At 71.3% G+C, this 25,041-nt stretch carries 24 protein-coding genes; 10 read left to right on the forward strand and 14 right to left on the reverse strand.

The window, feature by feature from the left end; translation table 11 throughout:
• Positions 1 to 4: 4 nt before the first annotated feature.
• Complete coding sequence (locus ACWGJB_RS09250; RefSeq protein ID WP_453379587.1) at positions 5 to 1,456, forward strand: MFS transporter; 1,452 nt, start codon at positions 5 to 7, stop codon at positions 1,454 to 1,456.
• Between the two features lie 60 nt (positions 1,457 to 1,516).
• On the opposite strand, the gene ACWGJB_RS09255 is transcribed toward ACWGJB_RS09250, so the two are convergent.
• On the reverse strand, positions 1,517 to 1,864 hold the full coding sequence (locus ACWGJB_RS09255) for an SCO4225 family membrane protein (RefSeq protein WP_453379588.1): 348 nt from the start codon (positions 1,862 to 1,864) through the stop codon (positions 1,517 to 1,519).
• 45 nt (positions 1,865 to 1,909) lie between these two features.
• Between ACWGJB_RS09255 and ACWGJB_RS09260 the strand changes: the two genes are divergently transcribed.
• Positions 1,910 to 2,095 (forward strand): hypothetical protein, encoded by a 186-nt coding sequence (locus ACWGJB_RS09260; protein ID WP_453379589.1) that lies wholly within the window; start codon positions 1,910 to 1,912, stop codon positions 2,093 to 2,095.
• Positions 2,096 to 2,204: 109 nt separating this feature from the next.
• Here the strand turns inward: ACWGJB_RS09260 and ACWGJB_RS09265 are convergent, their stop codons facing one another.
• Positions 2,205 to 4,031 (reverse strand): ATP-binding SpoIIE family protein phosphatase, encoded by a 1,827-nt coding sequence (locus ACWGJB_RS09265; protein ID WP_453379847.1) that lies wholly within the window; start codon positions 4,029 to 4,031, stop codon positions 2,205 to 2,207.
• Between the two features lie 722 nt (positions 4,032 to 4,753).
• Between ACWGJB_RS09265 and ACWGJB_RS09270 the strand changes: the two genes are divergently transcribed.
• The 3 genes from ACWGJB_RS09270 (at position 4,754) to ACWGJB_RS09280 (ending at position 6,796) form a co-directional block, all read left to right on the forward strand.
• Complete coding sequence (locus tag ACWGJB_RS09270) at positions 4,754 to 4,972, forward strand: hypothetical protein (RefSeq protein WP_453379590.1); 219 nt, start codon at positions 4,754 to 4,756, stop codon at positions 4,970 to 4,972.
• A 61-nt stretch (positions 4,973 to 5,033) separates the two neighbouring features.
• On the forward strand, positions 5,034 to 6,176 hold the full coding sequence (locus tag ACWGJB_RS09275; RefSeq protein ID WP_453379848.1) for a serine hydrolase domain-containing protein: 1,143 nt from the start codon (positions 5,034 to 5,036) through the stop codon (positions 6,174 to 6,176).
• A gap of 188 nt (positions 6,177 to 6,364) precedes the next feature.
• On the forward strand, positions 6,365 to 6,796 hold the full coding sequence (locus ACWGJB_RS09280; protein WP_453379591.1) for a hypothetical protein: 432 nt from the start codon (positions 6,365 to 6,367) through the stop codon (positions 6,794 to 6,796).
• Here ACWGJB_RS09280 and ACWGJB_RS09285 read toward each other — a convergent pair.
• Entirely contained in the window at positions 6,783 to 7,385 is a 603-nt protein-coding gene (locus tag ACWGJB_RS09285) for a TetR family transcriptional regulator (protein ID WP_453379592.1), read from the reverse strand. The genes ACWGJB_RS09280 and ACWGJB_RS09285 overlap by 14 nt on opposite strands.
• A 26-nt stretch (positions 7,386 to 7,411) precedes the next feature.
• Positions 7,412 to 8,422, reverse strand: a complete 1,011-nt coding sequence (locus tag ACWGJB_RS09290) for an aldo/keto reductase (RefSeq protein ID WP_453379593.1) — start codon at positions 8,420 to 8,422, stop codon at positions 7,412 to 7,414.
• Positions 8,423 to 8,655: 233 nt separating this feature from the next.
• Here ACWGJB_RS09290 and ACWGJB_RS09295 point away from each other — a divergent pair, with 233 nt between their 5' ends.
• Positions 8,656 to 9,702 (forward strand): chitinase, encoded by a 1,047-nt coding sequence (locus ACWGJB_RS09295; RefSeq protein ID WP_453379849.1) that lies wholly within the window; start codon positions 8,656 to 8,658, stop codon positions 9,700 to 9,702.
• A gap of 89 nt (positions 9,703 to 9,791) precedes the next feature.
• Here ACWGJB_RS09295 and ACWGJB_RS09300 read toward each other — a convergent pair whose 3' ends face one another.
• Entirely contained in the window at positions 9,792 to 11,174 is a 1,383-nt protein-coding gene (locus ACWGJB_RS09300; protein ID WP_453379594.1) for a glycine--tRNA ligase, read from the reverse strand.
• Between the two features lie 185 nt (positions 11,175 to 11,359).
• On the opposite strand from ACWGJB_RS09300, the gene ACWGJB_RS09305 reads away from it, so the two are divergent.
• From ACWGJB_RS09305 to ACWGJB_RS09320, 4 genes are all read left to right on the forward strand, one after another.
• Positions 11,360 to 12,316 carry a metal ABC transporter substrate-binding protein gene (locus ACWGJB_RS09305; protein ID WP_453379595.1) on the forward strand — a complete coding sequence of 319 codons (957 nt, stop codon included), beginning with the start codon at positions 11,360 to 11,362 and terminating at the stop codon, positions 12,314 to 12,316.
• 11 nt (positions 12,317 to 12,327) lie between these two features.
• Positions 12,328 to 13,089 (forward strand): metal ABC transporter ATP-binding protein, encoded by a 762-nt coding sequence (locus ACWGJB_RS09310; RefSeq protein WP_453379596.1) that lies wholly within the window; start codon positions 12,328 to 12,330, stop codon positions 13,087 to 13,089.
• A complete protein-coding gene (locus tag ACWGJB_RS09315; RefSeq protein ID WP_453379597.1) occupies positions 13,089 to 13,991 on the forward strand; it encodes a metal ABC transporter permease in 903 nt (300 codons plus the stop codon). Before ACWGJB_RS09310 ends, ACWGJB_RS09315 begins: the two co-directional genes overlap by 1 nt.
• A 61-nt stretch (positions 13,992 to 14,052) precedes the next feature.
• Positions 14,053 to 14,472 (forward strand): Fur family transcriptional regulator, encoded by a 420-nt coding sequence (locus tag ACWGJB_RS09320; protein WP_360484170.1) that lies wholly within the window; start codon positions 14,053 to 14,055, stop codon positions 14,470 to 14,472.
• Between the two features lie 237 nt (positions 14,473 to 14,709).
• Here the strand turns inward: ACWGJB_RS09320 and ACWGJB_RS09325 are convergent, their stop codons facing one another.
• The 9 genes from ACWGJB_RS09325 to ACWGJB_RS09365 form a co-directional block, all read right to left on the reverse strand.
• Complete coding sequence (locus ACWGJB_RS09325; protein ID WP_453379598.1) at positions 14,710 to 16,062, reverse strand: histidine-type phosphatase; 1,353 nt, start codon at positions 16,060 to 16,062, stop codon at positions 14,710 to 14,712.
• An 88-nt stretch (positions 16,063 to 16,150) separates the two neighbouring features.
• Complete coding sequence (locus tag ACWGJB_RS09330) at positions 16,151 to 16,990, reverse strand: isoprenyl transferase (protein WP_453379599.1); 840 nt, start codon at positions 16,988 to 16,990, stop codon at positions 16,151 to 16,153.
• 17 nt (positions 16,991 to 17,007) lie between these two features.
• Complete coding sequence (gene recO, locus ACWGJB_RS09335) at positions 17,008 to 17,757, reverse strand: DNA repair protein RecO (protein WP_351691460.1); 750 nt, start codon at positions 17,755 to 17,757, stop codon at positions 17,008 to 17,010.
• 49 nt (positions 17,758 to 17,806) lie between these two features.
• Positions 17,807 to 18,031, reverse strand: coding sequence for a hypothetical protein (locus tag ACWGJB_RS09340; protein ID WP_453379869.1), 225 nt, complete (start codon positions 18,029 to 18,031; stop codon positions 17,807 to 17,809).
• A 171-nt stretch (positions 18,032 to 18,202) separates the two neighbouring features.
• On the reverse strand, positions 18,203 to 19,129 hold the full coding sequence (locus ACWGJB_RS09345; protein WP_453379600.1) for a dihydrodipicolinate synthase family protein: 927 nt from the start codon (positions 19,127 to 19,129) through the stop codon (positions 18,203 to 18,205).
• Positions 19,129 to 20,127, reverse strand: a complete 999-nt coding sequence (locus tag ACWGJB_RS09350) for an oligopeptide/dipeptide ABC transporter ATP-binding protein (protein WP_453379601.1) — start codon at positions 20,125 to 20,127, stop codon at positions 19,129 to 19,131. Before ACWGJB_RS09350 ends, ACWGJB_RS09345 begins: the two co-directional genes overlap by 1 nt.
• Positions 20,124 to 22,166 carry a dipeptide/oligopeptide/nickel ABC transporter permease/ATP-binding protein gene (locus ACWGJB_RS09355; RefSeq protein ID WP_453379602.1) on the reverse strand — a complete coding sequence of 681 codons (2,043 nt, stop codon included), beginning with the start codon at positions 22,164 to 22,166 and terminating at the stop codon, positions 20,124 to 20,126. The genes ACWGJB_RS09350 and ACWGJB_RS09355 overlap by 4 nt, the downstream gene beginning before the upstream one ends.
• On the reverse strand, positions 22,163 to 23,122 hold the full coding sequence (locus tag ACWGJB_RS09360) for an ABC transporter permease (RefSeq protein ID WP_453379603.1): 960 nt from the start codon (positions 23,120 to 23,122) through the stop codon (positions 22,163 to 22,165). Before ACWGJB_RS09360 ends, ACWGJB_RS09355 begins: the two co-directional genes overlap by 4 nt.
• A gap of 4 nt (positions 23,123 to 23,126) precedes the next feature.
• Positions 23,127 to 24,722, reverse strand: a complete 1,596-nt coding sequence (locus ACWGJB_RS09365; RefSeq protein WP_453379604.1) for an ABC transporter substrate-binding protein — start codon at positions 24,720 to 24,722, stop codon at positions 23,127 to 23,129.
• Positions 24,723 to 25,041: the final 319 nt, after the last annotated feature.

Genomic DNA, 25,041 nt, shown 5'->3' on the forward strand with positions numbered 1-25,041 from the left:
GCGCATGCCCGAGCTGAGCCCCCGCCGACGCATGCTCGTGCTCGCGATCTGCTGCATGAGCCTGCTGATCGTGAGTCTCGACACGACCGCCCTCAATGTCGGCCTGCCGTCCATGCAGCGTGAACTGCACGCCTCGACGGCCGGTCTGCAGTGGACCATCGACGCCTACACGCTGGTCCTGGCCTCGCTGCTGATGCTCGCGGGGTCGACCGGCGACCGGGTCGGCCGCAAGAAGGTCTTCATGACGGGCCTGGTCGTCTTCTCGCTGGGCTCGCTGCTCTGCTCGCTGGCGCCGAACCTCGAATCACTGATCGCGTTCCGCATGGTCCAGGCGGTGGGCGGCTCGATGCTCAACCCGGTGGCCATGTCGATCATCACCAACACCTTCACCGACCCGCGTGAGCGGGCCCGGGCGATCGGCGTGTGGGGTGCGGTGGTCGGCATATCCATGGCCGCCGGACCGCTGGTCGGCGGCCTGCTGGTGGAGTCGGTCGGCTGGCGCGCGATCTTCTGGGTCAACCTCCCGGTCGGCCTCGCCGCGCTGCTGCTGACGCTGCGTTTCGTGCCGGAGTCCCGGGCGCCGAAGGCCCGCCGGCCCGACCCGGTCGGCCAGGTGCTGGTCATCGCGCTGTTCGGCGCGCTGACGTACTCGATCATCGAGGCGCCGACGGCCAGCGCGGCCGCGGTGGTGCCCTTCGCGGTGGTGGCCCTCGCCGCCCTGGCCGCCCTGCTCTGGTACGAGCCGAGGCGCACCGAACCCCTCATCGACCTGCGGTTCTTCCGTTCGGCGCCGTTCAGCGGGGCCACGGTGATCGCGATCAGCGCGTTCGCGTCGCTGGGCGGCTTCCTGTTCCTGTCCACCCTGTACCTGCAGAACGTGCGCGGACTGGACGCCCTGCACGCCGGCCTGTGGATGCTGCCGATGGCCGTCCCGATGTTCCTGTGCGCCCCGCTCGCCGGCCGTCTGGTCGGCAGCCGCGGTCCACGGCTGCCGCTGGTGATCGCCGGGGTCGCGATGACCGCGAGCGCGGTGCTGTTCGCGGCCTTCGAGGCGGAGACCTCCGACACCACCCTCTTCCTCGGCTATGTCCTGTTCGGCATCGGCTTCGGCTTCGTGAACGCGCCGATCACCAACACGGCGGTCTCCGGCATGCCGAGGTCCCAGGCGGGTGTGGCCGCCGCGGTCGCCTCCACCAGCAGGCAGCTGGGCCAGACCCTGGGCGTGGCGGTCATCGGCGCGGTCCTCGCGTCGGGGATCGGCTCGTCGTCGTACCGCCAGACCTTCGTGACCGCCGCCCGCCCCGGCTGGTGGATCCTCGCCGCCTGCGGGCTCGCGGTCCTCACCATCGGCGCCCTGACGAACGGCCGCTGGGCCCGGGCGACGGCCGAGCGCGCGGCGCAGCGCCTGGAGTCGGCGGAGATACGCCAGGTCGTGGGGACAGCCGAGCGGGTGTGACCCCCCGAACCCCCGGCCGGCGTCAGTAGGACGGGCGGCGGTCAGCAGGACGGGTGGCGGTCAGCAGGAGCCGAGCATCCGCTGGTGGCGGGTCCGTATCGCCTGCCCCAGGGTGCCCAGAGCCAGGGACTGCAGTAACGCCGATATAACAAGCACTGCGGCGAAGGACCAGGCCGGCAGCTCCGCCGTACCCCATGCCGTCCGGCCCAGTGCCGCGACGAGCGGGAACGCGGGGAAGGTGACCAGGGGCGGCCAGAGCCAGGCGAAGTCCTGGGCAGGGCCGTCGGCGGCGGCGAGGGAGTCTGCCGTGGCCTTGGCGACGACGACGGCGACCACGGCGAGATAGGCCACCGAGACACGGTTGGCGAGCGTCAGTCGGACAAGGGTGCGCGCAGGGCCGGTTGTCATCGGTCGTCCCCCCGGGGCCGGTTGTCGGTTCCTCTTCCTCCCTGCATGGTCTGCCGACGGCGGCGCGCTGTCCTGAGTACCCGTACTCAGCCCTGCTCGGCGGAGACGGCCAGCGCGTACAGCTTCTCCAGCCGGTCCCGGGACGCCCTGGTGGTCACACTGCTGGTGCAACTGGGCCTGGTGGTCCTGACCGGCCTGCTCAGCCTGCGGCTGCCCCGTACGGTGCGCTGACCGCACCTCGACCGTGGCCGGTCCGGACGCAGACGCCGTGAGGTGCCTGTCGTTCGGCTGCGGCGCCGTCGTGGCCGGTCGCGCAGTTCCCCGCGCCCCTGCGGGGCGCTCAGGCTCCGGTGCCGGCCAGTTCGAACCAGACGATCTTGCCGGTGCCCAGCCGGGTGGTGCCCCAGCGCCGGGCCAGCCGGTTGACCAGGAACAGGCCCCGCCCGTGCTCCTCCTCGGGCGACGCCCGGCGCAGCCTGGGCAGTTGCGGCACGTCGTCGCCGACCTCGCAGCGCAGCACGTCGGTGCGCAGCAGCCGCAGGCTGATCGGCCGGGAGGCGTGCCGTACGGCGTTGGTGACGATCTCGCTGACCAACAGCTCCGCGGTGTCGGTGAGTTCCTCCAGGCCCCAGCCGGCCAGGGCCTGCCGGGTGAGCCGGCGGGCCCGGCCGGGGCTGCTGTCCTCCGGTTCGAGGGTCCAGTAGGCCACGTCGCTCGGCGCGATGCCGTCGAAGCGGGCGGCGAGCAGCGCGATGTCGTCGTCCCGGTCGCCGGGCCCGAGCATGTCGAGGACCTCGTCGCACAGCGCCTCCAGCGGGGGCGGCCGGTCGGGGCCGGTCAACTGGGCGGTGGCGGCGAGCCTTTCGCGCAGCTGCTCGATGCCGGTCCACACGTCGCGCAGCCGGGACTCGACCAGGCCGTCGGTGTACAGGAGCAGGGTCGCCCCGGCGGGTGCGTCCAGCTCCACCGCCTCGAAGTCGATGCCGCCGACGCCGATCGGGGCGCCCGGCGGCACCGCGAGGACCTCCGTCTTGCCGCCGGGGTGCAGCAGGATCGGCGGCGGATGGCCGGCGTTGGCGACGGTGATGCGGTGCGAGACCGGGTCGTAGACGACGTACAGGCAGGTCGCCATGCGGTCGGTGCCCAGCCGCTGGGCCTGCTCGTCGAGGTGGTGGAGCACCTCCTGCGGCGGCAGGTCGAGGCCGGCCAGGGTCAGCGCCGTGGTGCGCAGCTGGCCCATCACGGCCGCCGAGGTCATGGAGTGCCCCATGACGTCGCCGACGACGAGGGCCACCCGGCTGCCGGGCAGCGGGATCGCGTCGTACCAGTCGCCGCCGACGCGGGCGGTCTCGGCGGCGGGGAGATAGCGGACGGCCAGCCGGACGCCGGTGGGCCGGGGCAGCGAATGCGGCAGCATCGCGCGCTGCAGCCGGTCGGCGATGAAGGCCTCGCGGCTGTACAGCACCGCCTTGTCGACGCCGAGTGCGGTGTGGGTGGCCAGCTGGGCGGCGACCAGGAGGTCGGCGGGCTCGAACGCCGGGCGCTCCGGGCGGCGCAGGAAGACCACCGCGCCGGTGACCCGGCGGCGGCCGCGCAGCGGGGCGAGGATCGCGTGCGTGCCGGCCCAGCCGTTCAACGCGCTGTCCTCGCCGACGAGTTCGCTCAGCGCGGCCCGGGTCGCCGGGTCGTCGGCGAACACCGGCCGGACCCCGCGCAGCACCTCGGCGAGCGCGCCGCCGGGCACCACCTCGCTCCAGTCGGCCGCGTCCAGGGCGTCCTGCTCGTCGTCGATGGTCTCCGCCGGCCAGACCAGGCCCTCGGCGCCGGGGCCCTTGATCCGGTCGGTGCGGCGCAGCCGCAGCACGGCGGGGCCGGCCGGGCGTTCGTCGCCGACCGGCAGCGGGTCGCGCAGATAGACGAGGGCCGCGTCCGAGTACGTCGGTACGGCGGCCCGGCACAGGCCGAGCACGATCTCGTCGGTGTCGAAGCCGCGGGCGATCCGGCGGGTGGCGGCGCCGACGTAGCGCAGCCGGTCCTCGTCCGGGGCCCTGGGGGCGGCGGGCCGGACCTGCGGGGCGTCGGTGTCCTCGCTCACGCCGAGCGCGGCCTGTGCCGACAGCGCGTCGGCCAGGGCGATGTCGTCCGCCACGAAGTCCTCCCGGTCCATGCGCCGCAGGAACACCGCGAGACCCACGACGGCGTCGGGCGCGCGCAGCGGGGCGAGCAGGACCCTGTTCCCCTGCGGGAGACGGGGAGCGCTCCCGAGCAGCTCACGCAGGGCCTCCTCGATGTCGTCCGGACCTCTGCCGCGCGCTCTGCCGCACCGCAGGAACCCGGCCAGCACGCCGTCGGAGGGCACCGGGGCGACGGCCGGGGGTGCGCCGCCCATCAGGCCGCCGAGTTCGGCCGGCGGTCCGTCGAGGAGCAGGCGCAACGGGCCGTCCGGGTCCTGCCGTTGCTCGGCGAGGTAGACGAACACCCCGTCCGCCAGGTCCGGGACGGTCGACAGGCACAGCTCCCTGACGACCTGGGCCGCGCCCTCGGCGCGAGCGATCCGGCGGCCGGAGACGGCCAGGAAACGTTGAGGATCCGGCAGCATCGCCTCTCCGTGCCGGTGGCCGCTTCAGCTAAGGTCGCTCTCATCTTGAGCCTTGGTCAATGCCGTGTCCAGGGTTTCCGCCGGTACACCAAGTCCGGCTCGTGGCCGGAGGGTTGGTCCGGAAGCCTGGATCTGGACCGGGAACGGCCTGTCCAGCGGCGGAATCCCGGCCGCCCGGACACGGCTTGGCCAACTCACGGTGAAGAAATCCCTGTTGATGTTGGTCGTGCTGCACACTCCTCCCGTCGACACGTGCCGAACGACAGATCGGGCACCGACTCGGAGGCGTCATGTCACAGATCGACTCGAGCAAGGTCAGCCGCTGGGACCAGCACGGGCGGGAACACACGGTTCGGGTGCAGCGCACCGGCATCCAGCGCACGATCAGGTGTGACACCTGCGGCTGGCAGCAGCGCGCGCAGTTCCTGCCCTGGCTGAAGGCGGAGGAGCATCTGGCCGAGGCCCACCAGGCCACCGTGGACCCCGCGGGAGCCCAGCCCTCCCGATGAGTTTCCGTCGGGGTGGGAGTCGTACATCCGACCGCACCCGACGGAAGGACTACCGATGACCGTGTCACCGCTCCATGCCACCCTGCGCCGCCATTTCGACGGCGGAACGGTTCCCGGGGCCGTCGGGCTGGTCGCCCGGGGTGCCGACGTCGAGGTCGTGACCGTCGGGGACCTGGATGCCGAGGGGGCCGCGCCGATGACCCGGGAGTCGATCTTCCGGATCGCGTCGATCACCAAGCCGGTCACCGCGGCGGCGGTGCTGATGCTGGTGGACGAGGGCCGGATCGGGCTCGACGACCCGGTGGCCGAGTGGCTCCCGGAGCTGGCGAAGCCGGTGGTGGTCCGCACGCCCGCGAGCCCCGTCGACGACGTCGTGCCCGCCGACCGCCCGGTCACCGTGGAGGACCTGCTCAGCTTCCGCGCCGGCTGGGGCCTTCCCGACGACTTCGCGCTGCCCGCCGCGCAGGCCCTGTTCGCGGTGCAGGATCACAGCCGTCCCTTCCAGGACTGGCCGGACCCGGACACCTGGCTGGGGCTGCTCGCCCAGGTGCCGATGCTGCACCAGCCGGGCGAGGCCTGGCTGTACGGCACCTCGTCCGCCCTGCAGGGCATCCTGGTCGCCCGGGTGTCGGGCCGCACCTTCCCCGCCTTCCTGGCGGAGCGGATCTTCGAGCCGCTGGGCATGCGGGACACGGCGTTCGATGTACCGGCGTCGAAGCGGGACCGCTTCACCTCGTCCTACGCCCCCGCCGAGGACGGCACCCTGCGCCTGACGGACACCCCGGACGGCGACTTCAACCGCCTGCCGCGCTTCCCCTCGGGCGGCGGGGGCCTGGTCTCCACGGCCGACGACTGGCTGGCGTTCGCCCGGCTGCTGCTGAACGCGGGCGTCGCCCCGGACGGCCGCCGGCTCCTGTCCGCCACCTCGGTCAGCCGGATGACCACCAACCATCTGACGGCGGCCCAGCGTGAGCGCGCCACCCTCTTCCTGGAGGGCCAGGGCTGGGGCTACGGCGGCCAGGTCGACGTCACCCCGGCCGACCCGTGGAACGTCCCCGGCCGCTACGGCTGGGTGGGCGGCACCGGCACCACCGCGCACCTGGTCCCCACCACCGGCACGGTCACGGTCCTGCTGACCCAGGTGGCCATGACGGGCCCGACCCCGAACCCGCTGATGCGGGACTTCTGGCGGGTCACCGCCTAGCCCGTCCATTACTGCATTCGGGTGACATCACCGGTAAGAATCGCGAGGTCAGCGCACATATCGCCACCTGCGGACTTTGCCGGAGCATGGGGCCGCCCTCATCGCCTGCGAACCTTCCCGCGTCGCCGTCGCGCGCGCCCCGGCCAAGCCTGGAGGAGTCCCCCGTCCTCGTCGACAGGAGCTCTGCCATGCACCGCATCCACCGCCCGGTGTCCCGGGCCCTCGCCGCCGGCGCCCTCTCGCTGGCGCTGCTGTCCGCCGGTACCGCCGGCGCTTTCGCCGCGGAGGCCAAGCCGAGCCCCGCGCCCAGCAGCGCCAAGCCGAACCCGAGCCCGTCCAGGACCGCCATGGGCTCGATCACGGTCAAGGCGAGCAAGACCTCGGTCAAGGGCGGTGACACGGTGACCTTCACCGGTCGCACCCAGGGCCTGAAGATCGGCACGCCGCTGGTGCTCCAGCACCAGAACAACGGCAAGTGGATCCCGCTCAGGGCGAGCGTCAAGGTCAAGAACGGCAGCGCCTACGCGCTCACCGCGAAGATCAACACCAAGGGCACCGAGCATCTGCGGATCGCGGCCGGCAAGACCCACTCCCCCACGGTCACCGTCAAGGTGAGCTGAGGCCGCGCAGCAACAGGTCCACCAACGAGGCGAAGTCCGCCTCGGCCTCCGGCCGCACCCACTCGCGCGCGTACCCCGGGTCGTGGAAGCGGCCGGTGGCCTGGAAGACGACCCGGGCCGCCGCGGCGGGGTCGGACACGGTGAAGGCTCCCGTGCCGGCCCCGTCCCGGAGGATCTCGGCGAGCTGCCCGGTCAGGTCGTCTATGTGCCCGGTGACCGCCGGGCCGTTCTCGTCGACCAGCACCATGTAGGTGGCGAACAGCTCCGGATCGTCGCCCGCCTTGCGGCGCTTGGCGTCGAAGAGCGCCCACAGCCAGTCGCGCAGCCGCACGTCCGGAGCGCGGTCCTCGGCCACGATGACGGACAGCACTCGCGAGGTGCGGTCCAGCCACCGCTTGGTCACCGCCTCCCGCAGCGCCGCCTTGGTCCGGAAGTGCCGGTACACACTGCCGTGGCTGACGCCGAGCGCACGGGCCACGTCCACCACGGTGGCCTTGGCCGGGCCGTGCCGGCGCAGCACCTCCTCGGTGGCCTCCAGGATGCGCTCGGCGGTCAGGGCCGGGGTCGGGGTCGGGGACGTCGCTGCCATGGCCTAGACGGTACCCGGCGCCGCGGTCAGTGCTCGGTGCCGAGATGGCTCATCTGCGCGGCCGGGTAGCGGGTGCCCGCCGCCGCGTCCGCCGGTACCGCCTCCTCGATCGCCGCCAGGTCGGCCGCGTCCAGCGTGACGTCCAGCGCGCCCAGCGACTCGGCGAGCCGCTCGCGGGTGCGGGCGCCGACGAGCGGCACGATGTCGTCGCCGCGGGAGAGCACCCAGGCGATGGCGATCTGCGCGACGGTCACGCCCTTCTCGTCGGCGATCTTGCGCAGCGCCTCTACGAGGTCGAGGTTGTGCCGGAGGTTCTCGCCCTGGAAGCGGGGCGAGAAGGCCCGGAAGTCGCCCGCGCCGAGCTGCCGGTCGCGGGTGAAGTGGCCGGAGATCAGCCCCCGGGACAGCACGCCGTACGCGGTGATGCCGATGCCCAGCTCACGGGTGGTGGGCAGGATCTCCCGCTCGATGTCGCGGGTGATGATCGCGTACTCGATCTGGAGGTCGGAGATGGGCGCGGTGGCGGCGGCCCGGCGGATGTTGTCCACGGAGGCCTCGCTGAGGCCGATGTGCCGGACGTATCCCTGCTCGACCAGTTCGGCGATCGCGCCGACCGTCTCCTCGATCGGCACGTCCGGGTCGACGCGGGCGATCCGGTAGACGTCGATGTGGTCGACGCCGAGGCGCTGGAGGGAGTAGGCGGCGAAGTTCTTCACGGCCTGCGGGCGGCCGTCGTAGGCGTTCCAGCCGCCGGCCGGGTCGCGCAGGGCGCCGAACTTGACGCTGGTCAGGGCCTTTTCACGGAGGGCGGCGGGGGCGGTGCGCAGGGCCTCGCCGACCAGCATCTCGTTGTGGCCCATGGCGTAGAAGTCGCCGGTGTCGAGGAGCGTCACGCCCGCGTCGAGGGCGGCGTGGACGGTGGCGATCGACTCGGCGCGGTCGGCCTCGCCGTAGAGGGCGGACATGCCCATGCAGCCGAGGCCGAGGGCCGAGACGCGGGGGCCGGTGGTTCCGAGGGAGCGCGTGTGCATCGTCATGGCTCCACCTTGGCATGACAGCTGACAGATTTCAATATCTGTCATTCCATACCCATCGCCATACCCGCCGCCGCACCCGTCGCCGCATCTGTCTTCACACCCGTCGCCGCACCCGCCGTCACGCCCGGCACCGGGTACGCCCGTTTCTGGTCCAGACCTATTGACGAGAGGTCTGGACCACGAGCACTGTCATGGCTACGACACCTCGCCGCACCCCCACCGGGAGGATCCGTATGTTCCGCCGCGCCCTCAGCCTGCTCGCCGCCGCCCTGGCGACCGCCGCGCTCACCCAGCTCCCCGCCGCCGCGCCCGCCTCCGCCGCCGACACCTGCGCGGTGAAGTCGCGGCCCGCCGGAAAGGTCCTGCAGGGCTACTGGGAGAACTGGGACGGCTCCGCCAACGGCGTCCACCCGCCCTTCGGCTGGACCCCGATCACCGACTCCCGGATCGCCGCGCACGGCTACAACGTCATCAACGCGGCCTTCCCGGTGATCCGTTCCGACGGGACGGCCCTGTGGGAGGACGGCATGGACGCGGGCGTGAAGGTGGCGACGCCCGCGGAGATGTGCGCGGCGAAGGCGGCCGGCCAGACCATCCTGCTGTCGATCGGCGGCGCCGCGGCCGGCATCGACCTGAGCTCGTCCGCCGTGGCCGACAGGTTCGTCGCGACGATCGTCCCGATCCTGAAGAAGTACAACTTCGACGGCATCGACATCGACATCGAGACCGGCCTGGTGGGCAGCGGATCCATCACCCAGCTCTCCACCTCGCAGGCCAACCTGGTCCGCATCATCGACGGCGTCCTCGCCCAGATGCCGGCGGGCTTCGGCCTGACGATGGCCCCTGAGACGGCCTACGTCACCGGCGGCAGCATCACCTACGGCTCGATCTGGGGCGCCTATCTGCCGATCGTCAAGAAGTACGCCGACAACGGCCGGCTGTGGTGGCTCAACATGCAGTACTACAACGGCAGCATGTACGGCTGCGCCGGCGACTCCTACTCGGCGGGCACGGTGGCCGGCTTCACCGCCCAGACCGACTGCCTCAACAAGGGCCTGGTCGTGCAGGGTACGACGATCAAGGTGCCGTACGACAAGCAGGTCCCGGGGCTGCCCGCGCAGTCGGGAGCGGGTGGCGGCTACATGTCACCGAGCCTGGTCGCCCAGGCCTGGAACCACTACGGCACGTCTCTCAAGGGCCTGATGACCTGGTCTCTCAACTGGGACGGCTCGAAGAACTGGACCTTCGGCGACAACGTGAAGGCACTGCAGCACCGCTGACCCCACCGAACCGGCCGAGTCAGAAACGCCCACCCGCCGGCCGACAGAGTCGGGTGGCGGGTGGGCGCAAAGGCGTAAGGGCCCCGGACCTAGCAGCCCAGCAGGCGCCCGGCGAGGTAACCCTCGATCTGGTCCAGCGAGATCCGCTCCTGCTTCATCGAGTCACGCTCCCGGACCGTCACCGCGTTGTCCTCGAGCGTGTCGAAGTCGACGGTCACGCAGTACGGCGTACCGATCTCGTCCTGACGGCGGTAGCGGCGGCCGATGGCACCGGCGTCGTCGAACTCGATGTTCCAGTTCTGCCGCAGGGCGGCGGCCAGCCCCTTGGCCTTCGGGGACAGCTCGGGGTTGCGGGACAGCGGAAGGACCGCGACCTTGACCGGCGCCAGGCGGTGGTCCAGGCGCAGCACCGTGCGCTTCTCCAGCTTGCCCTTGGCGTTCGGCGCCTCGTCCTCGACGTACGCGTCAAGGAGGAACGCGAGCATCGCACGGCCGACACCGGCCGCCGGCTCGATGACGTACGGCGTCCAGCGCTCCCCGGCCTCCTGGTCGAAGTAGGAGAGGTCCTGGCCGGAGGCCTTGGAGTGGGCGTTCAGGTCGTAGTCGGTGCGGTTGGCGACGCCCTCCAGCTCACCCCACTCGTTGCCGCCGAACTGGAAGCGGTACTCGATGTCGGCGGTGCGCTTGGAGTAGTGGGAGAGCTTCTCCTTCGGGTGGTCGTACCACCGCATGTTCTCCTCGCGCAGGCCCAGGCCGGTGTACCAGTTCCAGCGCTGCTCCATCCAGTACTCCTGCCACTTCTCGTCCTCGCCCGGCTTGACGAAGAACTCCATCTCCATCTGCTCGAACTCGCGGGTGCGGAAGATGAAGTTGCCGGGCGTGATCTCGTTGCGGAAGGACTTGCCCATCTGCGCGATGCCGAACGGCGGCTTGCGGCGCGAGGTGGTCTGCACCTGGGCGAAGTTGGTGAAGATGCCCTGCGCGGTCTCGGGGCGCAGGTAGGCGACCGAGCCGCTGTCCTGGGTCGGGCCGAGATGCGTCGACAGCAGACCCGAGAACTGCTTGGGCTCGGTGAACTGGCCCTTGTTGCCGCAGTTCGGGCAGTTCACGTCCGCCAGACCGTTCTCCGGGAGGCGGCCGTGCTTGGCCTCGTAGGCCTCTTCCAGATGGTCGGCGCGGAACCGCTTGTGGCAGGCGGTGCACTCGGTCAGCGGGTCCGTGAAGGTGGCGACGTGACCGGAGGCCACCCAGACCTCCGGGGCCAGGATGACGGACGAGTCGAGACCGACCACGTCCTCGCGCGACGTCACCATGTAGCGCCACCACTGGCGCTTCAGGTTCTCCTTGAGCTCGACACCGAGCGGCCCGTAGTCCCAGGCGGCCTTCTGGCCGCCGTAGATCTCACTGCAGGGGAATACGAAGCCACGGCGCTTGCTCAGGCTGACGATGGTGTCGATCTTGTCGGCGGCCACGGTGCTCTCTTCATTACGACGACGGGCGACGAAGCGAGATGCTTCAGAGCGAATGCTTCAGGTTACCGGCGGGGGCTCCCCCTCGACCAAATCGGTCCCCCATGACGGACAGACCGGCCAGGGCTTACCGACGTCTTACCGGTCGTTGTTGACAACGGTTTCCATATTTGTTGAAAATGACTCTCATGAACGTACGACGCCGCCTCATACCCGCGGCCGCCGCGGCCGCCGTCACCGCACTCGGCATAGCGACCCTCACCGCCTGCGGAGGTGACGCCACGGCGGCCCAGACCGGCAAGTTCGACGTCGTCGCGTCGTTCTACCCGATGGCCTTCCTCGCCGACCGGATCGGCGGGAACCACGTCCACGTCACCAGTCTCACATCGCCCGGCCAGGAACCGCACGACCTGGAGATCAGCCCCAAACAGATCATCGGGATCGAGAAGTCCGACGCGGTCCTCTACCTGAAGAACCTCCAGCCCTCCGTCGACGACGCCGTCGCCCAGTCCTCGGTGCAGACGAAGATCGACGCGGCCTCCCTGACCACGCTGGAGCAGCACGGCAACGAGGTCGGCGGCCACGCGGCCTCGCACGACACCTCGAAGAACGAGGAGCTGTCCGGCCTCGACCCGCACATCTGGCTGGACCCGGTGCGCTACGCCCAGGTCGCCGAAGGGGTCGGCAAGGCCTTCGAGAAGGCCGACCCGGACCACGCGGCCGACTACCGGAAGAACACCGCGGCCCTGGTCAAGAAGCTGGACGCCCTGAACACCCAGTTCAAGGACGGCCTGGCGAACACGAGGACCAAGGTCTTCATCACCACCCACGCGGCCTTCGGCTACCTCGCCGAGCGCTACGGCCTGACCGAGGAGGCCATCAACGGCCTCGACCCCGAGTCGGAGCCGAGCGCGGCCCGCGTGAAGGACCTGGAGACCATGGCCAAGGCCGACGGCGTCAGCACCGTGTTCTACGAGACGCTCGTCAGCGACAAGACCGCCAGGACCATCGCCGCCGACGCCGGACTGAAGACGGACGTCCTCGACCCGATCGAGGGCATCACCGGCAAGTCCCGCGGCAAGGACTATTTCGCGGTCCAGGAAGCCAACCTCAAGGCCCTCCGCACGGCCCTGGGCGCCAAGTGAGTGGAGAGAAGATGACCGGCGAGCCCGTCATATCCCTGCGCGGGGTCACCGCCGAGCTGGGCTCGCGCCCCGTGCTGCGCGGCATCGACCTCAGCGTGCACCGCGGTGAGGTCGTCGCGCTGCTCGGCGCGAACGGCTCCGGCAAGTCGACCGCGATCCGCACGATCATCGGCCAGGTACCGGCCAGCGGCGGCGAGATCACGCTGTTCGGCACCCCGCGCGGCACCTTCCGCGACTGGTCCCGGGTCGGCTACGTCCCGCAGCGCACCACCGCCGCGGGCGGTGTCCCCGCCACCGTCACCGAGGTCGTCTCCGCCGGCCTCCTCTCCCGCACCCGCTTCGGCCTCTTCCGCAAGGCCGACCACCAGGCCGTACGGGACGCGCTCGGCCTGGTCGGGATGGCCGACCGGGCCAAGGACAACGTCGAGGCGCTCTCCGGCGGCCAGCACCAGCGGGTGCTGATCGCCCGCGCCCTGGTGGCCCGGCCCGAACTGCTGATCATGGACGAGCCGATGGCGGGCGTCGACCTGGCCAGCCAGGAGATCCTCGCGCGGACCCTGCGCGAGCAGGTCGAGCAGGGCACCACGGTCCTGCTGGTCCTGCACGAACTGGGCCCGCTGGAGCCGCTGATCGACCGCGCGGTCGTGCTGCGCGACGGCTGCGTCCTGCACGACGGGCCGCCCCCGCGGGCCGTGGGCCAGCACGCCCTCCCCGGCCACGACCACGTCCACCCCCACGAGCACGCGCCGATCCGCACGGGACTGCTGAGCTGATGGACTTCCTGAACTACGCCTTCATGCAGCGGGCCCTGCTCGCCGCCGTCCTGGTCGGCATCACCGCGCCCGCCGTCGGCATCTACCTGGTCCAGCGCCGCCAGGCCCTGATGGGCGACGGCATCGGGCATGTGGCGATGACGGGCGTCGGCCTGGGCTTCCTGCTCTCCACCTCTCCGGTGTGGATGGCCACGGCCGTCTCCGTCCTCGGCGCGATCCTGATGGAGCTGATCCGCTGGTACGGCAGGACCCGCGGCGACATCGCCCTCGCGATGCTCTTCTACGGCGGGATGGCCGGCGGGGTGATGCTGATCAACCTCGCGCCGGGCGGCTCCAACGCCAACCTGATGTCGTATCTCTTCGGCTCGCTGTCGACGGTGTCCGAGTCGGACGTGACCGCGATCTGCGTGCTCGCCGCCTTCGTCCTCCTGGTCACCCTCGGTCTGCGCCGGCAGCTGTTCGCGGTGAGCCAGGACGAGGAGTTCGCGCGGGTGACGGGCCTGCCGGTGCGGGCACTGAACCTGCTGACGGCGATCACGGCGGCGGTCACGGTCACGGTCGCGATGCGCGTGGTGGGGCTGCTGCTGGTGTCGGCCCTGATGGTGGTCCCGGTGGCCGCGGCCCAGCAGCTGAGCCGGAGCTTCGCGGCCACGTTCGCGATCGCCGTCGCGATCGGGGTGACGGTGACGATCGGGGGCACGATCACGTCGTACTACCAGTACGTTCCGCCGGGGGCGACGATCGTGCTGCTGACGATCGCCGCGTTCATCGTGCTGAGCCTGCTGGCCGCGCCGCTGGCCCGGCGACGCGCCCGTGCGGCGGCCGCGCGGCGGCCCGCCGGGGATCCGGCGGAGTGCGCGATTCCGGCCGGTCGGCAGGCCGCCGACGAGGTCGGCGTCTGACCGCGCACACTCCGGGCTGGCACAATGGCCCGGCAGAAGCAGTGATGTGAGGAGGCAACCGGTGACGACCGCTGGACCGCCCGTGAAGGGCCGCTCGACCCGTCAGCGGGCAGCCGTGGCGGCGGCCCTGGACGAGGTCGACGAGTTCCGCAGCGCGCAGGAACTGCACGACATGCTCAAGCACAAGGGCGACTCGGTGGGCCTCACCACGGTGTACCGCACCCTCCAGAACCTCGCCGACGCCGGCGAGGTGGACGTCCTGCGCACGTCCGAGGGCGAGTCGGTGTACCGCCGCTGCTCCACGGGCGAGCACCACCACCACCTGGTCTGCCGCGTGTGCGGCAAGGCGGTGGAGGTGGAGGGCCCCGCGGTGGAGAAGTGGGCGGAGGCGATCGCGGCGGAGCACGGGTACGTGAATGTGGCGCACACCGTGGAGATCTTCGGTACGTGTGCGGACTGCGCGGGGTGCGCCGCGGGGTGAGCCGGTTGTCCGGGCGCGGCCCGGTGGGGGTTGCTCGCGCCCACGCGGCGGAGTCGCAAATTGATACAGCCCCGCGCCCCGTACGGGGCGCTGCAGTCGCGTCAGCCACATAGCTGCGGGCAGGCGTGCCTCCCCCAGTGCCCTTAAGGGCCTGGGAGGTGCCCCCAGGCGGCACGGGTGGGCGCAGCGGCACCCGGCCAGCGCCGGTGAGCGTCCCACCCCTGCCCCAACCCCCGGTCAGCTCCTCCCGAAGCAGCGCTCCAGTTCGTCCAGGTCGTAGAACTTGCTGTTCTTCCTGATCGGGTGGCAGCCCTGCTTGAAGGCGACCTCTTTCTCGTTGTAGAGCATCCGCACCAGGTAGTCGTCGCCCTTCCGGAAGACGTCCCACTGGATGTTGGAGGCCAGGGAGGCGACCTCGGCGCCGCGCCAGGGGTTGTCGGCGTAGGTGTACGTCCGGCCCGGCGTCGCGGCCTTCTCGCTGCCCGGCAGCCGCATCAGCGCGGCCAGCGGGATGATCTCCTCGGCGTGGGTGAAGCGGAGTTCGGCGCCCAGCGTGCTGGTGCCGTCCCGCTTGGCCTCGGCCTGCTTGAAGAGGTCGTCGAGGAGGACGCCGGCCATCTTGTAGGTGATGTCGCTGTCCGAGAAGCTGGGACCCTTCTCGTAGAAGTCCTCGGCGTCGCTGAGGTAGCCGAACCAGGCCGCGTCGCGCGGGGCGATGTAGCGGTCGAAGTCCCAGCCCTTGCCGTTCGGGCTCTCCTCGCTCATCGCGGGCGCGATGGCGTAGAGGTTGTAGACGGCCTGGGCGGCGGTGATGTCGGAGGCCGTGGAGGAGAACTCGCCGTCGACGACGCGCTGCACGAACGCACGCTTGAAGATCTTGCCGAGGACCCGGGCGGCGGCCTTGTGCGAGGCCGGCCGGTCGGTGACCGCCTCCAGGGTCGAGGCCAGCCGCTCGTCGCTCGCCAGCCACTTCTGGTAGTCGGCGCCGCCGGCGGACTTGTGGAAGTAGAGCAGGTCCTTGTCGACCCGGGCGGTGCCGAGCGAGGCCTTGAGCGCCGGGTCGGCGTCGGTGAGGGCGGTGGCGAAGACCGTACCGCTGTCGACCGCACGGCCCTGGCCCGAGCTGACGACGTCGATCTTCTCGCCGTTCTTCGCGATCGAGGAGAACAGACCCGGCAGGCGCTTCTCCAGGCGGACGGCGGTGGCGCGGAGTTCGTCCTTGCCGCGGCCGCTGAGGTTGCCGTACCCGATGGTGCTCATGGCCGCTTCGAGGGCCTGCACGTCCGGGCCGAACTCCTTGCCCAGCTCGGTGAGTTGGCCATCGGCCTCGGCCTGGTTCCAGAGCGCGAGGATCGTGTCGCCGTCCTCGCCGTCGGTGGCCGAGCGGGATCCGTGCCGGGAGACGTTCTCGGTGAACACGGCGGTGTACCCGGCGGGCGCGTGCTGGTAGGTGCGCGGGTTCTGGCCGGGGGAGTACACGGCCTTGGTGCCGTAACTGTCGCGGTGGGCGATCCCGTTGTCCGTGGCGTGCGCGGGCAGCGCGGTGAGGAGCAGGGCGCCCAGGGCGAGGACAGGGATGACACGCTTCATGAGGGACCGTTCCAGAGGCGGGAGACCGGGGAGTGGCCTGGCATGATCTCCCGCATCCTGGACGGCTCTCGTGAACGGCGGGTGGCCGTCAGTCGCCGGGCTGGTTGCCCTCCATGGCCAGCAGTTCCTCGTTGGGGATGGCGCCGCCGAACCGGCGGTCCCGGGAGGCGTATTCGAGGCACGCGCGCCACAGGTCGCGACGGTCGAAGTCGGGCCACAGGACGTCCTGGTAGACCATCTCGGCGTAAGCGCTCTGCCAGAGCAGGAAGTTGGAGGTGCGCTGCTCGCCGCTGGGGCGCAGGAACATGTCCACGTCCGGCATGTCCCCGTAGTACATGTGCTTCTGGATGGTCTTCTCGGAAACCTTCGACGGGTCGAGCCGGCCCGCCCTGACCTCCTCGGCGATCGCCTGCACCGCGTCGGCGATCTCGGCCCGGCCGCCGTAGTTCATGCAGAAGTACAGGGTGAGCAGGTCGTTGCCCTTGGTCTGCTCCTGGGCGACCTGGAGCTCCTTGGCGACCGACTTCCACAGCCGGGGCATCCGGCCCGCCCAGCGCACCCGGATGCCGAGCTCGTCGAGCTGGTCGCGGGTCCTGCGGATGAAGTCGCGGTTGAAGTTCATCAGGAAGCGGACCTCTTCGGGCGAGCGCTTCCAGTTCTCGGTGGAGAAGGCGTAGAGGGAGATGTTCCGGACACCGATCTCGATGGAGCCCTGGAGCACGTCGAGGACGCGCTCGGCGCCGACCTTGTGCCCCTCGGTGCGCGGCAGCCCGCGCTCCTTCGCCCAGCGGCCGTTGCCGTCCATGACGATGGCCACATGGTTCGGGACCAGCTCGCCCGGGAGCTTCGGCGGCCGGGCACCGGACGGGTGTGGCTCCGGCGTCCGGTACTCGCGGCGCCGGCCCCCCAGGATCCCGCGTACGACCATGTGCTTCTCGTCTCCCTCTAGCTCTTCTCTACATACCTGAGCGAGCGCAGCCCCCGCTCCAGGTGCCAGTGCAGATAGGCGGACACCAGTCCGCCGCCCTCCCGGACGTGCCGTGCCTCGGCCGCGTCCGCCGTCTCCCAGTCTCCCGTAAGCAGCGCGCCGAGGAGAACCAGGGTCTGCGGGGAGGGTACGACGCTGCCGGGCACCCGGCAGTCGACGCAGACGCTGCCCCCGGAGGCGACCGAGAAGAAACGGTTCGGGCCGGGCATCCCGCACTTGGCGCAGGAGTCGAAGCTGGGCGCGTAGCCGTTGACGGCGAGGGAGCGCAGCAGGAAGGCGTCGAGGACGAGGTGGGGTGCGTGCTCGCCGCGGGCGAGTGTCCTGAGCGCCCCCACCAGCAGCAGGTACTGCTGCACCGCGGGCTCGCCCTCATGATCCGTGAACCGCTCGGCGGTCTCCAGCATGGCCGTCCCTGCGGTGTACCGGGCGTAGTCGGTGACGATCCCGCCGCCGTACGGCGCGATGGTCTCGCTCTGGGTGCACAGCGGCAGCCCGCGCCCGATCAGCTCGCTCCCCCGCGCGAAGAACTGCACGTCGACATGGGAGAACGGCTCGAGCCGCGCCCCGAACTTCGACTTGGTCCGCCGCACCCCCCGAGCGACGGCCCGCACCCGGCCGTGTCCGCGGGTGAGCAGCGTGATGATCCGGTCCGCCTCACCCAGCTTCTGGGTGCGCAGCACGATGCCGTCGTCGCGGAACAGGCTCATGGGCCCATTCTGCCCTGCCGTGGCAGGGGACCGGTCCGGACCCGAACCTTCAAGGCACCTCGCCGCGGCTGCGGGCGTTGGCGTGGGCGGTGGCCGCGCTGAGCCGTTCGGCCTGGGTCGCGATCCGTACGGCGTCCGGGTGGGCGTCCCACTCACGCCCTCCCCCGTACGGCCTCAGCTGCACATAGGGGCCTTCGTGCCCCATGACGATGCCCAGCCGTCCGGTACGGGAGTCGACGGCGCAGGAGCCGACGGGGAGGTTCTTCGCGTTCACCTCACCTGGCTCCCCCGCCCCCGGGAATTTCACGCTTCGCATCACCGAGGTGGCGCTGCGTGCCTAGACTCGGCCGGAGTCTGTCCCGGACGGCCGCCCGAGCACGGGTTCCGGTGCCGCCTGCCGTTCGCGCGGTGACAGTCGTCCGTCCGCGGCTGCCGCGGCGCCGGCTCACATCAGCCCCGCCGCCGCGAGGTGCTTGCCCACGCACTCGATCTCCGCCTCCGACAGCTGCACCTGCGGCTCCGCGGTGACCGGGGACGCGATGACCCCGCGCAGATGCAGTGCCGCCTTGAACGCGCCCAGCGCCGCCGAGCTGCCGCCCATCCGGCGCCCGTCACCGACCCGGACCATCGCGAACAGCCCGCACAGCCGCTCCTGTTCGGCCCGCGCCCGCTCCCAGTCACCGGCCCGGCAGAGCCGGTGGAGACGGACATAGCCGTCCGGGTCGACGTTGGCGAGCCCCGGTACCGCGCCGTCGGCGCCCAGCGCGAGGGCCGAGTCGACGGTCAGCTCGGATCCGGTCAGCGCGCTGAAGCGGGGCAGGCTCCGGCTGCCGGTGACGACCTCGCGGAAGCCCGCCAGATCGCCGCTGGAGTCCTTCAGCCCGGCCAGCACCCCGTCGGCGGCCAGTTCCAGCACCAGGTCGGCGGGGAGCTTGGTGTGGACGGCGGACGGGATGTCGTAGGCGATCACCGGGACGGGCGAGCCGTCGGCGACCAGCCGGAAGTGGCGGGCGATCTCGGCGGGGTGGGTGCGAGTGTAGAAGGGCGCGGTGACGACGATCGCGTCCGCGCCGGCGGAGGTGACGGACTCGACGTGGTCCAGGACCCGGGGGGTGGTCATGTCGATCACGCCCGCCAGCACCGGGAGCCGCCCGGCCGCATGCGTCACCACGGTCTCCGTGACCAGCCTGCGCTGCCGGTCCGTCAGGTACGCCACCTCCGATGTCGAGCCCAGCACGAACAGGCCGTCCACCCCGGCCGCCGCCAGATGGTCGACGAGCCTGCGCAGGGACGGGACGTCCACCTCGCGGTCCGGGGTCAGGGGGGTGCAGACGGGCGGTACGACACCGGTCAGCGGGGTGGGCAGGGTCATCAGGGCTCCCTGGGCAGGCTGTGGCTCGGCTGGTCCTCCTCCAGTGGATGGTGACAGCGGTAGCGGTGAGCGGTGCGTGACGCGGCCGTGAAGTCAGGCATGCGGACGGCACACTCGTCGTCCGCCTTCCAGCAGCGGGTGCGGAACGGGCAGCCGGACGGCGGGCGGGTGGCCGAGGGGACCGGACCGGTGAGCGGGATGGGGTCGATCGGGCGGAGCAGGCCGGGGGTGGCCGAGAACAGGGCCCTGGTGTACGGGTGCCGGGCGTGCCCGGTGACCTCGGCGGCCGGGGTCTCCTCGACGATCCGGCCCAGGTACATGGTGATCACCCGGTCGCTCATCCGCCGTACCGTCTGGATGTCGTGGGAGACGAAGACCATGGCCAGGCCGAGCCGCTCGCGCAGGTCGAGGAGGAGGTTGAGGATCTGGGCGCGGACCGAGACGTCCAGCGCGCTGGTCGGTTCGTCCGCCACCACCAGGTCGGGGTCCAGGGCCAGTGCCCGGGCGATCGCCACCCGCTGCCGCTGTCCGCCGGAGAGCTGGCCGGGCAGGGCATCTGAAAGGGCCCGGGGCAGACCGACCAGGCCCATCAACTCCCTCACCCGGTCCTCCCGTTCGGCCCAGGTGCCGCGCTCGTGGACGTCCAGCGGGTCGCGGAGGATACGGCGTACCGGCAGCCGGCGGTTGAGGGCCGTCGACGGGTCCTGGAAGATCATGCCGGTGCCGGCGCCGACGGTCGACCGGCGTTCGGCCCCCGGCATCGCCCACAGGTCGCGGCCGTGGAAGGTGACCGTGCCCGCGGTCGGTCGCTGGATGCCGACCAGCACCTTGGCCAGCGTCGACTTCCCGCACCCCGACTCGCCGACCACGCCGACCGTCTCGCCGGGCGCCACGGTGAGGTCGGCGCCGGTCAGCGCGTACACCCGGTCCCGGCCGAAGACGCCGCCGCCGCGGGCCCGGTGGACCACGTGGACGCCGGCCAGCTCCACCGCGCTCATGTCACCGCCTCCGTGCTCGCCAGGTCGACGGCCGGGTGGTGACAGGCCACGGTGTGGATGCGGGAGCCGACGAGGTCCGGTGCCGTCGTAAGGCAGACCTCGCTCGCCGCCGGGCAGCGGTCCGCGAAGCGGCAGCCCGCCGGGAAGTCGGCCGGGGACGGCACCACGCCCCTGATCTGGGTCAGCCGCTCGGCCCCGGACTCCAGCGACAGCACGCTGCCGAGCAGGCCGCGGGTGTAGTGGTGGGCCGGGGCGGCGACCAGCTCCGCGGTGACACCGGTCTCGACGATCTGTCCGCCGTACATCACCACCACCCGGTCGGTGACGTCCGCGACGAGGGCCAGGTCGTGGGAGACGAGGATCAGCGCGAAGCCGAGTTCCTCGCGCAGGCGCAGGAGGAGTTCCATCACCTGGGCCTGGACGGTGACGTCGAGGGCGGTGGTCGGTTCGTCGGCGATGATCAGGCGGGGGTCGCGGGAGAGGGCCATGGCGATCAGGACGCGCTGGCGTTGGCCGCCGGAGAGTTCGTGGGGGTAGCTGCGGAGCGTTCCACTGGGGTCCAGGCCGACGAGGGCGAGCAGTTCGGCCGGGGTGTGGTGGCCGCCGCGTCTTGTCAGCTGCTTGAGCTGGGCGTTGACGGTCATGGAGGGGTTCAGGGAGGACAGGGCGTCCTGGTAGACCATCGCGAGTTCGTGGCCGAGGAGGCGGCGGTGGGGGGTGGTCAGGTCTACGGGCGGCTGCGGGCCGGTGGGGGTTGATCGTGCCCGCGCGGCGGTAGCCGCATGTTCGATACCGCCCCGTGCCCCTTTGGGGCGCGTTCCCTCACCGGGGGAGAAATCGATCCGGCCCGTCACCCGCGCCGTCTTCGGCTGCAGGCCCATGATGGTCAGGGCCGTCAAGGACTTTCCGCAGCCCGATTCCCCCACCAGGCCCAGCACCTCACCGGGATGTACCTCGAAGCTGATGCCGTCGACGATGTTCACGCCGCGGTGGCGGTCGGGGAAGCCGATGGCCAGCCGCTGCACGGCCAGTACCGGTTGCCCGTCCGAAACGGGGGGCCGGGCGCGGGCCCGGAGTCGTTCGCCGGCCTCCGTCAGGCCGGGCAGCTCCAGGACCTCGCCTCGCTCGACGGTCTCCACCGGGTCGGCCGCTGTCGGCTCCGCCTCCCTCCCCGCCGGTGACGCCCACGCGTCCGAGACGCCCTCGGAGAGGATGTTCAGGGAGAGGACGGTGAGCAGGATCAGCAGGCCGGGGAAGAGGGTCGCCCACCAGCCGCCCGTCAGCACCATGTTCCTGCCGTCCGCGATGACGCTGCCCCAGGACGGGTCCGGGGGCCGCACGCCCGCGCCGATGAAGGACAGGGACGCCTCGAAGACGATGGCCTCGGCGACCTGGACGGTGCAGAAGACCAGGACGGGGGCGGCGCAGTTGACGGCCACGTGGCGGAGCACGATGTGCGGGGTGCGGGCGCCGATCACGCGTTCCGCGGTGACGTAGTCCTCGCCGTACTGGTCGAGGACGTTCGCCCGGACCACGCGGGCCACGGGCGGGGTGAAGAGAAAGGCGATCGCGCAGATCAGGACCGTGATGCCGCCACCGAAGACGGCGACCAGGACCGCGGCCAGGGCGATGCCCGGGAACGCCATCACCACGTCCAGGCAGCGCATCAGGGTCTCGTCGACGCCTTTGCGGGAGGTGGCCGCGAGGGCGCCGAGCAGCGCGCCGGCGACCAGGGCGAGGCCGGTCGCGCCGAGGCCGATCGCGAGGGACCAGCGGGCGCCGTACATCAGCCGGCTGAGGATGTCCCGGCCGAGGCTGTCCTGGCCCATCCAGTGGCCGGCGGAGGGGTGCCCGGTGCCGTCGGCGGGCGCCTGCTGGGCGAGGGGGTCGTCGGGGGCGAGCAGCGGCGCGCACACCGCCACCAGGACGACCACGGCCAGGAAGACGAGGGCCGCCCTGGACGGCGGGGACAGTCTGCGCAGTCGTACGCCGGGACGGGCCAGGGCGGTGGTGAGGGCCGCGCGGGTGAACGCCGTCATGCCGCCTCCCTCAGACGGGGGTTGACCAGCAGGTAGAGGACGTCGATGACGAGGTTGACGACGACGAAACCGGTCGCGGTGGTGAGGACCACGCCCTGGACGACGGCCGGGTCGCCGTTCTGCACGGCGTCGATCATCAGCTTGCCCATGCCGGGCAGGGCGAAGATCGTCTCGATGACGACGGCGCCGCCGAGGAGGTAGCCGACCCGCAGGCCGAGCACGGTCAGCGGGTTGACGAGCGCGTTGCGCAGGACGTTGCGGCCGACCACGACATGGGGCGGCAGGCCGCTGCCGATCGCCGTGCGGACGTAGTCCCGGTCGAGTTCCTCGACCACCGAGGTGCGGACGATCCGGGTGAGCTGGGCGGCAACCGGGAGGGAGAGCGCGAGGGCGGGCAGGGCCATGGTCTTCAGCCAGCCGGTGACGGAGTCCTCCGGGTTGATGTAGCCGCCGGACGGGAACCAGCCCCGGTCGACCGCCAGGTACTGGATCATCAGCAGCGCCAGCCAGAAGGCGGGGGCGGCGACGCCGACGAGCGAGAGCACCCGGATGGCCTGGTCCGGCCAGCGGTCCCGGTGGATGGCCGCCGTGACACCGCCGGCCAGCGCCAGGACGACCGCGATGCCGAGGCCGAGGAAGGTCAGCTGGAGGGTGAGCGGCAGGGCGGTGGCGACCTGGTCGAGGACCGGGGTGCGGGTGAGGGCGCTGGTGCCGAGGTCGCCGTGGAACAGGTCGCCGACGAAGTGGACGTATCGCAGGGGCAGGGGGTCGAGGAGGCCGTTGCGTTCGCGGAAGTCGTGGAGCTGTTGCGGGGTGGGGTTGGCGCCCTGGAAGAACGCGGACGCCGGGTCGACGTCGGAGAAGCGCATCACCAGGAACACGAACAGGGCGATGCCGAGCAACAGCGGCACCAGCAGGGCGATGCGGCGCAGCAGGATGCGCAGGACGGCGTTCATGCCGTCAGGCCCACTTGGCCGTCAGGACGTTGATGCCGGGGTAGGGCTGGGCCCTTATGCCGGTGAGTCTGCGCGGGTCCCAGGCGGTGATCAGCTCGTTGTGGACGACCGGGTAGAGGACGGCCTGTTCCGCGACGATGTCGACGTAGTCCTGGATCATCGTCTTCTTCTTGTCGGGGTCCGGTTCGCGGGTGGCCGCGTCCATGTCCTTGAAGAGCCGTTTCGCGACAGCGTTGTCGGACCAGCGGGCGTAGCCCATCCAGAGGTTCTCGGGGCCGTAGTTGTAGTGCATGACCAGGTCGGCGTCGAGGCCGAACTGGTTGGGGTTCGAGACGGCGGCGACGACCTGGTAGTCCTGTTTCTGATCCATCTTGGTGAACACGGCCGTGGTCTCCTGCGGGGACAGGGTCGTGGCGACGCCGATCGCGTCCCAGGACGACTTGATGGTGGGCAGGCAGTCGACGAGCCAGCTCACGTTGACGGCGAGGATGTTGATTCTGAGCCCGCTGACGCCGGCCGCCCTGAGGAGCGCCTTCGCCCTGTCGGGGTCGTGGTCGTAGACCGTCTTCGCCCTGCGGTAGGCGGGGTTGGTCTCGTTCAGGAACGAACTCGCCGGTTTTCCGTGGCCCTTGAGGGCGACCTCGACGATCTTCGCCTTGTCGATGGCGTAGTGCAGGGCCTGGCGGACCCGGACGTCGTCGAATGGTTTGTGCCGCGTGTTGAACATCAGGAACAGGTTGTTCATCCCGGCGCCGCCGCCGACCGAAAGTCCGCCCTGTTCGAGGCGGGTGATGTTGGCGTAGGGGATGTTGTCGGAGATCTGCGCGCCCGCGTCGGCCCCGGAGATCCTGGCCACCCGTGAGGCCGCGTCGACGATCGTCAGCCAGTTCATCCGCCGGAAGGCGGCCTTGCGGGGGCCGTTGTAGCCGTCGTACGCGGCGAAGGTGGTGTTCGACTTCGGGTGGTGCCCGGTCTGCCGGTACGGTCCGGTGCCCACCGCGAGTCCCTTGATCGCGTCGTCCCAGGCGCCGGGCCGGGAGAACACGTGCCTGGGCATGATCTTGGCGAGGGTGAGGCGGGCGATCCCGTCCGGGAAGGGAAATCCGAGGACCAGGTCGACGGTCCGGGTGTCGATCTTGCGGGCCTCCTTCAGCCAGCTCGCGAAGAAGCCCTTGGCGAGGGTCTGGGTGCCCGGGTCGAGGATCCGGTCGAAGACGAAGACCACGTCGTCGGCGGTGACCGGCCTGCCGTCGTGGAAGGTGGCGCCCGGGCGCAGGGTGAACCGCCAGGTGGTGGCGTCCGGGTCGGCGGGCAGCCGGGTCGCCAGCGCCGGATAGGGGGCGCGGGTGATGGGGTCGGTGTCGGCGAGGCCCTCGTAGATGTGGTTGTTGGCGGCCATCGCGAACGCGGACGCGGTCTGGGTCGGGTCCCAGCTGCCGTCGTTGCCGTAGCCGATGACGGCCGTCAGGGTGCGGTCGGAGCCGCTGCCGCCGAGGTCGATCGTCGACTTGGGTCCGCAGGCCGTCAGCGAGGCGGCCGCCCCCAGTGCACCGGCGTGTTTCAGGAACGTCCTGCGGCCGTGGGCCGCCTCGTCGCGCACGGTGCCTCCAGCGTGGGGGAAAAGGAGACGTCGGACGTCATGTGTAAGCGCGACCATAAGAGGGGGTTTCGGGGCGGTCAAGGCACCGCACACGAATGGCGTAAACCATCAGAGGTCGGACCAATGACGTCGCGAACGGCAGCAGAAAAGACAGCAGAGGGGCAGCAGAAGAGGCAGCAGAGAGGGCCGCAGAGGAGGCAGCGGTGGGGGGGGGCGGGCGGGGGGGTGGGACGGCCCCGGGGGGTAGCCGTAGGCCCGGCGGGGGGGCTGTGGTGCTCACCCGGGGTCGGGGGGGCCCGGGGGAGTTAGTGGGGGGGCG

Source organism: Streptomyces sp. NPDC054813, assembly GCF_053611365.1.